Here is an 8,106-nt window from a genome sequence, read left to right on the forward strand (position 1 = left end):
TCGACGCCGAGCACACTCCTGCGCTGCGGCCAGAGCTCAGTGCTTCGGATGACGCGCCTCGTCGGGCGGGTCGCCCCCTTCGGGACGATCCGCCTCGGCGGGGCGTTTCGTCGTCTCCGAAACGCCTGCCGTCCCCGAAACTCCAGTCTCATCCGGGCGGACAGCCGCATCCGGAAGATCAGCCTCCCGCGGACGGGCAGCCTCATCCGGGCGGACAGTCGCCTCGGGACGGTCGACCACCTCGGCGGGTGAGGATGGAACCTGGACCGATGCGGACTGCATACTCGCGGGCTGGGAGGAGTCGGCATCGTCGCGCTCGAGCGCCTCGAGCCGGAACTTCGCGATCGCCACGGCCACCCATACGGCGAGGAGGACGGGCAGGAGGATCGCGATGAGCGCGGTCGGATTGAGGACGGTGGAGAGGTAGGAATTGAGCTCTTGGGACACCTCGATCTCGCCGATCGCCTTCCCGAAGCCTTTGAGCTGGTCGAAGACGACCTGGTAGACGGTGACGTAGATGAGCATCCATTGGATGTAGTACTCGGTGATCGTCAGCAGTTCCACCGAGATGCCGGTGCGCGTGACGATCGGCCACACGATGAGGAAGATGAGGATGCCTGCGGCCACAGCCACGGAGATGATGCCGAGGAAGAGCCCGAGCTCGAGGTTGAGCAGGGCGATCGAACCGATGTAGAGGCCGAGGATGACGATGACGAGGATCATGCCGAGCACCGTCATCCCCACGGCCAGGGCGGTCGCGCCGATGAATCCGGCCATCTTCCGCCAGCTGCGGCGGCCCGGCTGCGCGGTGAGGTAGCCCATGACGAAGAGCAGCACGCCCAAGGCGATGAGGTGGAGCAGCGTCGACATGGGATTCTCCGTTCGCCTCGACGATCCGCGTGATCTCAGAGTACACAGGCCCCCATGTCGAACCGATGCCCCACACAAGTTGTCAAGAATTTCTTGACATTCGATCGCTTGTCAACCTAACCTTGACACATGACTTCTTTCACATTCTACGGAATCACCGAAGACCGTCCCTCGACCCGCTGGAAGGCGCTCTTCGACGCCGTCTGGCCCGCCTACCGTGCCTGGTACCTCCGCGACGGCGACCTGGCCCGCCCCGATCTGGCCACCGCCGAGGCGAAACTGCGCGAGCACATGCCCGAGCTCGTGCCCACCTGGCAGCGACTCGTCGACCTTGCCGGCGGCGATGAGACGGCCGCGCGGATGCTCACCCTCTGGAATCCGCCGCGCTTCCTGCCCGGCTGCTCGCAGGTCGCCATGTCCTCTCCCGAACCCGCTCTGCTGCGCAACTACGACTACGGGCTCGAACTCTTCGAACAGGTCCACGCCTCGACCCGGTACGCCTCCCGTCGGGTGATCGGCACCTCGGACTGCCTGTGGGGACTGCTCGACGGTCTCAACGAGGACGGCCTGGCGGTGTCCCTCGCCTTCGGCGGTCGCCCCGGCGACGGGGACGGCTTCGCCGCGCCCCTGGTCGTGCGCTTCCTCCTCGAAGTCGCCGGAGACGTTCCCGAAGCACTGCGTCGGCTCGCGACGATCCCGGTGTCGATGTACTACAACCTCACCATGGTCGATGCGACCGGCAGGAGCGTCACCGCCTACGTCGGCCCCGGCATGGCTCCCGAGATCATCGAGGATCCGGTCGCGACCAACCACCGCGGCAGGAGCCCGGAGTACCCCGACCACGCCCGCCGCTTCCGCAGCGTCGAACGTCAGGACCTGCTCACCGACGCCCTGGAGGACGGCCGCGGAGTCGATGGGATGGCCGAGGCGATGCTCGGACCGGGGGTCTTCAGCAGCGACTACGACAACGCATTCGGCACCCTGTACACTGCCGTCTATCGGCCCCTGAGGGGCGAGGTCGAATACCGCTGGCACTCCCGGAGTTGGACCCGCAGCCTCAACTCTCCAGAGGAGATGATCGTTGTGACTCTCGACGACGACAGCACCGAACCTGTGGATCTCGGCGCTCCGGGAACGAACACCGGTTCCGGTTCCGGTTCGGGCACAGGAGAGGTCCCCGACCCGAGTGCCGCCGAGGCCGCCGTGACTGAACTCGTCGCCTCCGCGCGTGAGGCGATCACCGGCCTCGCCCATTCCCCCGATCCTGCCGCGTTCTCGGCGCTCATCTCCCTGTCCTCCGAGGTCGGGGAGGCATTGGGTACCAGTGCCCGCCTGCTGGCCGAGCACAACTCGTGGGCCCGAGTCGCCGAACTCGCCGACGTCAGCCGTCAGGCGGCGTGGCAGCGCTGGCGCTGAACCACTCCCGCTCCGACCCCGAGGAGAGCCATGGAATCCCCCGATGATCTCACCAGTCGCGCCGAGTCGGTCGCCACCGAGGCGCACCGCGGACAGGTCGACAAGGCCGGCCGGGACTACATCGAGCATCCGCGCAGGGTCGCGGCGAACGCTCGCTCGGCCGTGGCGGCCGACGGCCTCGAAGACGACGAGGCGGCCTGGGTGATCGCCGCAGCCTGGCTCCACGACGTCGTCGAGGACACTGCGGTCACCGAATCGGATCTGCGCCGTGACTTCCCCGCCGAGGTGGTCGACGCCGTCATCGCCGTGACGAAGCGATCCGGGGAGGATGTCGTGGACTACTTCGCCCGAGTGCGGGCGAACCGGTTCGCTGTCCTCGTCAAGACCGCCGATCTTGCTGACAACACCGACCCGGCCAGGCAGGCCCTCCTCGACGAGGAGACCCGGTCACGGCTGCGCGAGAAGTATCGGCGCGCTTACGAACTCCTCGGTGTGGAGCCGCGCTGAGAGAGTTCGGCAATCCGGCTCGCCGGGCGTGACGGCAGTGCTGGTCGAGGCACGCGGGACGGTGACCCGTGCTAGTGTTTCGCAGGCTTTCCGCTCGGCGTCATCCCCGCGGCTCGGCGACCTCGCCGATCCCGAACGACACCGACGAGTCCATCCCCGCAGAGCAGTCCCCCACAAGGCAGTCCCCACAGAACTGTCCCATCCCCAATACGCAGAGGAACAGAGATGACCGCCAGCCAGTCCCCCGCCCCGGTCCGACCCTACGGCCCCACGGTCAGCCAGCTTCGGCATCGTGCGGAGATGCCGATGCTCGTCCTCGGCATCGTCCTCACCGGGATCATCGCCCTCGCAGCTCTCGCGCTGCTCCTCTCGGGCATCCCGGTGGATTCGTGGGCGACCGCCGTGCTCGTCGGCCTCTTCCTGCCCGTCATCAGCTTCGTCTACATCCGCTACCTGTTCTGGTCGAAGATCTCCAACGGCGTCGAGATCACCCCTGAGCAGTTTCCCGAGCTCCACCGCGTCTACTACGACCTCGCCGTGCAGATGGGATTCGGCTCCGGTACCGGACCGATGTCGGAGATCCCTCAGATCTATGTCATCAACGGCAACGGCATGATGAACGCGTATGCCTCGAAGTGCCAGCTCCAGCGCGGCTACGTCGTCGTCTACAGCGACATCGTCGATCTCGCCTACGTCTACGGGGACTTCGGAGCGCTGCGCTTCATCATGGCCCACGAACTCGGCCACATCAAGTGCGGTCACGTCAATCTGTGGCGCAACGGGATCCAGCCGATCCTCACCCTGCTGCGCCTCTCACCGACACTCTCCCGCGCCCAGGAGTACACCGCCGATCGCACCGCCTCGTTCTACGCTCCGCAGGATGCGATGAAGCTCATCGCCCTCTTCGCCGGCAAGAACCTCGCCGGGAAGGTCGACACCGAGGCCTACATCCGCTCGGTCGACCGCCACAAGAACGGGTTCTGGCTGCGACTGTCGAACTTCCTCTCCGGTCACGCCGTCGGCTTCCGCCGCATGAAGGCCCTCAGCCTGGTCAGGACTCAGGGGTGGAACGTCCAGGGGAAGATGCTCTGAGGTTCATCCGCTCTGTGGCGACGGCCACAGCTGACGATGCGACAATGGGCGGGTGCGCTCACTTCTCTTCGCCGCCTCGGCCCTGAGCGGCGGTCGTCCCCGCCGGCTCCTCCTCTGGCCGCTGCTGGCCGGCCTCAGCGTCTTCGTCCTCTCCCTGGTGATCCTCGCGCCGGCACTCGCCCAGTTCGAGAAATCCCTCACCACCGTCACCGAACCCGCTGACCAGAGTGCTCCCCCACCGCCGGTCGACTCCAAGCCGAGCTACTCCGTCGCCGTCGGCATCGACGATGAGATCACGGAGATGCCGGCGATCCAGAGCGCCAAGGTCGACTTCCTCTCCTTCTCCGAGGAGTACTTCACACAGCTCAAAACCGGTGCGGTCGTCGACGAGTTCGGCACCGAGGAGCGCACGCTCTCACCCGACGGCGCCCGCGCGCAGGTCGAGGACGGCACCTCGGTGCTCGCAGTGATCCTGCCGAAGCAGCTCACGCCCACGGTGATCGACGACATCCGCGCCTACTCCGCGGGGACGCTCGACAGAGCTCCGACCTACACGATCACCATCGTCGCCGGACCTCAGGCGCTGAGCGAGGACCGATTCGTGGTCAGGAAGTACGAAGACCAAGTCATGCGGCAGGCGGGCGAGTACGTGTCGAACCAGATCCGCACCGTCGCCGGAAAGCTCACCTGCGACCCCTCCGGTGCCTCCGACTGCCCACGGTCGCCGAGTGAGACCGCGAAGGCCTTCGAACGCCCCTTCACAACGGCGGTCGAGGAAGTCTCCGGCCCCGCTCCGGTCGACACGTTCACGTCCCCGTCGGCACCGGCGGAGGGGATGGGACAACCGACAGCCCAGCCCGAGCCGACGGCCGCGCCGACAGCTGAGGCGACTGACCCTGCGGCCGCCTCGGCGGAGGAGTCCTCCCACGGCTCACCGATCTGGTTCGGGCACACGTGGGTGCCGGCCGTGCTCATCGCCCTCGGATTCGGTGCGGTGACGGTGGCGCTGACGGCCTCGTTCGTCGTCAATCGTGCCGCCGGGCTCAGCCTCGTCCTCGTCGGTCCGTGGCGGTCGATGCGCACGCAGCGGCCGTTCCCCCGACAGGCGCTGCTCTCGGTCAAACTCCTCATCGGAGTCGTCGGCGTCGCGGTGCTTGGTCTCGTCGCGACGATCGCCGTCACCGGGCTGGGATTCTTCGGCGTCGGGGCCTTTCCGCTGCTGAGGATCCTCGCGGTCCTCTGCTTCCTCACACTGCTGGCAGCAGTGCTCGTGAGCATCGTCCTCACCGTCAACGATGCGGTCGGCACCCTCTTCGGGGCTCTCGCCGCGGTCGCCGCCCTCATCTGGGTCATCGCCCAGTCAGGGGCGACCAGGGCGTTCTCCCTCTCCGGAAGCGACGCCGATCTCGGCATGGTCACCGAGCTGCTCCTCGGTCAGGGCAATCGGTGGACGGTCCTCTCCTATGCCCTGCCGACGGCCGTGGGTCTGATCTTCGCGCTTGTCCTCGCGCTCGTCGTCGGCCTCACGGCCACATACGTCTACGACCGGGCCCGGAGCACGAAGATCGACCTCGGCTGAGCGGACCTCACCTGCTCCGGCGGCGTCGGACCCCGATGACGAGCGCGGCTCCGGCGGCGATGAGGAGTGCTCCGATCCCCGCCGTCGACAGCGGCAGACCACCGGTGCGCGGCAGTCGGCCGGCTTCGTCAGCAGCGTCTGAGCTGTTCGCGCCGTCCGAGGCGGTGCTGTCCGAGGCGGAGTTCTTCGCGGTGCCGTCGGCGCCCGCTTCAGCGGAATCGCTGTTTCCGGCCGCTGTCGCATCGTTTCCGGAGTCCGCACCATCGTCGGACCCGTTCGCCGAGGCGGAGGTGTCCGCGCCGGTCGTCGGCTCTTCCGTGGGAGCGTCGGTGGGTGACTCCGTGGGCTCGTCGGTGGGTGTATCGGTCGGGGTCTCGGTGGGCTCGTCGCTGCCGACCGTTCCGTGGGCCAGGGCGCTTTCGAGCAGCGACTTCGTCTGCGCGATGATCTGCTGACGATTGCGTTCGAACTCCGGATTGCTCACCTCCGACGCGGTGTTCTGAACGCCTTCGAGCACCGGAGTGTGCACGTGGCCTCCGGGCAGGTCCTTCTCGCCCAGCGCGTCGCGCAGCAGGGTGGCCCGGTAGGCGATCTCGTTCGACAGGTAGGTGCCCCCGCCGCCGGCTCGCGCAACGGACCCTTCGCTCGGGCCGTCTTCACGCTTTGTTCCCTCATTGAGCGAGCGATCCGCGGGGCAGCCCTGGCGCGCAGCGATGCTCGGGGTACCGGCGGGGAGTTCGACCACGGAACGGCGGTCGTTGACGGCGAACGGCTGCCCGTCGACGTCGTCGACCATGGCCTGCCTGGGCAGGGTCGATTCCGTCCACTGCGGCTGCGGGCTCACCGTCGCCACCCCAGCCGGGATGGGGGTCGTCCCCTGGGAGCAGACCTGTTCGTTGTCGACCGTTCCGCCTCGCCAGGCTCCGTTGAACGCTTCGAGGTCGAATGACTTCGGGCTGCCCTGGCTGATCGTGAAGAACAGCTGCGGCCGGTTCTTCGCCGAGAACGCCGGCGTCAGCGCCTTCTCGACCATGCCGTCGCCGAAGTCGCGCCACCTCACGGGGAACAGAGCCGCCTGGATCTCGACCGGTCCGTTCGGACCCTGAACGATCTCGCCGTCGAGAGCGAGGACGATGGCACCGGAGGGGTTGGAGATCCGCGCGTCACGGTTGAGGAAGAACGGGTCGAAGCCGGTGAGCACGACGACATCACGCTCACTGGCGTCCGGATCGAGCGTGTCCTGTCCGCGGGAGAGCGCATCCAGCTTCGCCAGTTCCGCTTCGAGGGTCTTCTGCGGCACGTCGTTGGCCGCCGACCACTGGCGCAGTGCACCCGTCATCGCCAGGCGCGCCCAGTAGAGGGGCCGATCGTCCGCGTCGAGTTCGCCGTCGGCTCCCATCGCCCGGGCGGCGAGGATGCCTTTCTGCCATAGACCTCGGGCGCGTTCCTCGACGAGGGCAGACAGCCCATCCGTGCCGGTGAGTGAGCACAGCTCGGCGGCGAAATCGGTGGCGACCCGGTCGAGTCCGCTTGCACTGAGCAGTTCGCGCGGGGCCGGTTCGTAGACGAGCGCCTCTTCGACTCCGAGTGCGGTGGGATCCTCCACGCACGTTGGGGTGAACGTCTGTTCCGTCGCCGCCGCGGGGGCGCCGATGGACAGTGTCGAGGCGACGACGGCCGCGACTGCGGGCAGGGCAAGAGTTCGTTTCGTCAGGGGTTTCATGTTCAGCTTTCAACGATCGGATGCCTGAGTCCGGCACCACGCCAATGTGGTTCACAACACAAGTACGTGTTGCACTGTAGCAGGATCGTTCATCACAACATCTGTGTTTGTTCAACAACTGAGACAGCCGTGCTGACCACTTTCGCCTGCCGCGGCAAGGTGCCCGGTCGAGACTGTGCGTCGGGCAGACCACAGGCAGCGCTCGCGGCCACGGCGTGTCCGACGAAGTCAGCGACACCGCCAGCGAGGATCACTCTTCTCCGCGAAGGCTCTCGGCCCCTCCGCCGCATGTTCCGATTCGAGCATGCGGATATAGCCTGGGAGCTCACCCGATCGCAGTAGTGCGAATCCCTCCTTGATTCCGACCGTCTCGACCGCTGTGCCCACCTCCTTGATCGCTCTCAGCGCGAGTGGAGCGCCGGCGGCCATCTCGGCGGCGCTTGCGTGGGCGATTTCCGCGCGGTGCTTACCCCCTCTTGATAGTGCCTGTATAGGGGGATAAATTTCGTTATGACGAAACCGATGAAGTATCGCGAGCTGGTGAAACTCCTCCAGCGATCAGGGTTTACGATGACCCAAGGCAAGGGAGACCACGAGAAGTGAGCACCATCAACGTCACCGCCCGACAGCGGTCAGGCGGCTGGGAACTCGAGATCGACGAGGACAACATCACTCAGGTGCGGACCCTCGCCAATGCCAGCGACCAGGTCATCGACTACCTCGACACCGTCAACCCCGATGTCGATCACAGCACCTGGGAGATCCACGTCATCCCCGACCTGGGGGAGCTCACCAAAAGGATCGCCGAGAGCAAACGCGCAACCGCACACGCAGCAGATTGGGGTGTGACACTTCTCGTAGACAGTCGTTACCAGGAAGGCACGACAGGGAATCATGTCTACGAATCGCAGGACGTTCA

General features: G+C 66.5%; 6 protein-coding genes and 1 pseudogene. 5 read left to right on the top strand and 2 right to left on the bottom strand.

Annotation, left to right across the window (positions count from 1 at the left end):
- Nucleotides 1–36: 36 nt before the first annotated feature.
- A complete protein-coding gene (locus tag AAHA49_RS12980) occupies nucleotides 37–870 on the bottom strand; it encodes an SA1002 family membrane protein (protein WP_339393295.1) in 834 nt (277 codons plus the stop codon).
- Nucleotides 871–999: 129 nt separating this feature from the next.
- Between AAHA49_RS12980 and AAHA49_RS12985 the strand changes: the two genes are divergently transcribed.
- The 4 genes from AAHA49_RS12985 to AAHA49_RS13000 all read left to right on the top strand — a co-directional run bounded on the left by AAHA49_RS12985 (nucleotide 1,000) and on the right by AAHA49_RS13000 (nucleotide 5,464).
- A complete protein-coding gene (locus AAHA49_RS12985) occupies nucleotides 1,000–2,286 on the top strand; it encodes a C45 family autoproteolytic acyltransferase/hydrolase (protein WP_339393294.1) in 1,287 nt (428 codons plus the stop codon).
- Nucleotides 2,287–2,316: 30 nt separating this feature from the next.
- Nucleotides 2,317–2,793: an HD domain-containing protein gene (locus AAHA49_RS12990; protein WP_339393293.1), complete on the top strand. Its 477-nt coding sequence runs from the start codon at nucleotides 2,317–2,319 to the stop codon at nucleotides 2,791–2,793.
- Nucleotides 2,794–3,018: 225 nt separating this feature from the next.
- A complete protein-coding gene (locus tag AAHA49_RS12995; protein WP_339393292.1) occupies nucleotides 3,019–3,885 on the top strand; it encodes a M48 family metallopeptidase in 867 nt (288 codons plus the stop codon).
- Nucleotides 3,886–3,937: 52 nt separating this feature from the next.
- On the top strand, nucleotides 3,938–5,464 hold the full coding sequence (locus AAHA49_RS13000; protein WP_339393291.1) for a hypothetical protein: 1,527 nt from the start codon (nucleotides 3,938–3,940) through the stop codon (nucleotides 5,462–5,464).
- Between the two features lie 7 nt (nucleotides 5,465–5,471).
- Here the strand turns inward: AAHA49_RS13000 and AAHA49_RS13005 are convergent, their stop codons facing one another.
- Entirely contained in the window at nucleotides 5,472–7,187 is a 1,716-nt protein-coding gene (locus AAHA49_RS13005) for a pyroglutamyl peptidase (protein ID WP_339393290.1), read from the bottom strand.
- 599 nt (nucleotides 7,188–7,786) lie between these two features.
- Here AAHA49_RS13005 and AAHA49_RS13010 point away from each other — a divergent pair.
- Nucleotides 7,787–8,106 (top strand): annotated as a pseudogene (locus tag AAHA49_RS13010) (hypothetical protein); the annotation flags it as partial.

Source organism: Brevibacterium ammoniilyticum (assembly GCF_038429965.1).
Classification (GTDB): Bacteria; Actinomycetota; Actinomycetes; order Actinomycetales; family Brevibacteriaceae; genus Brevibacterium; species Brevibacterium ammoniilyticum.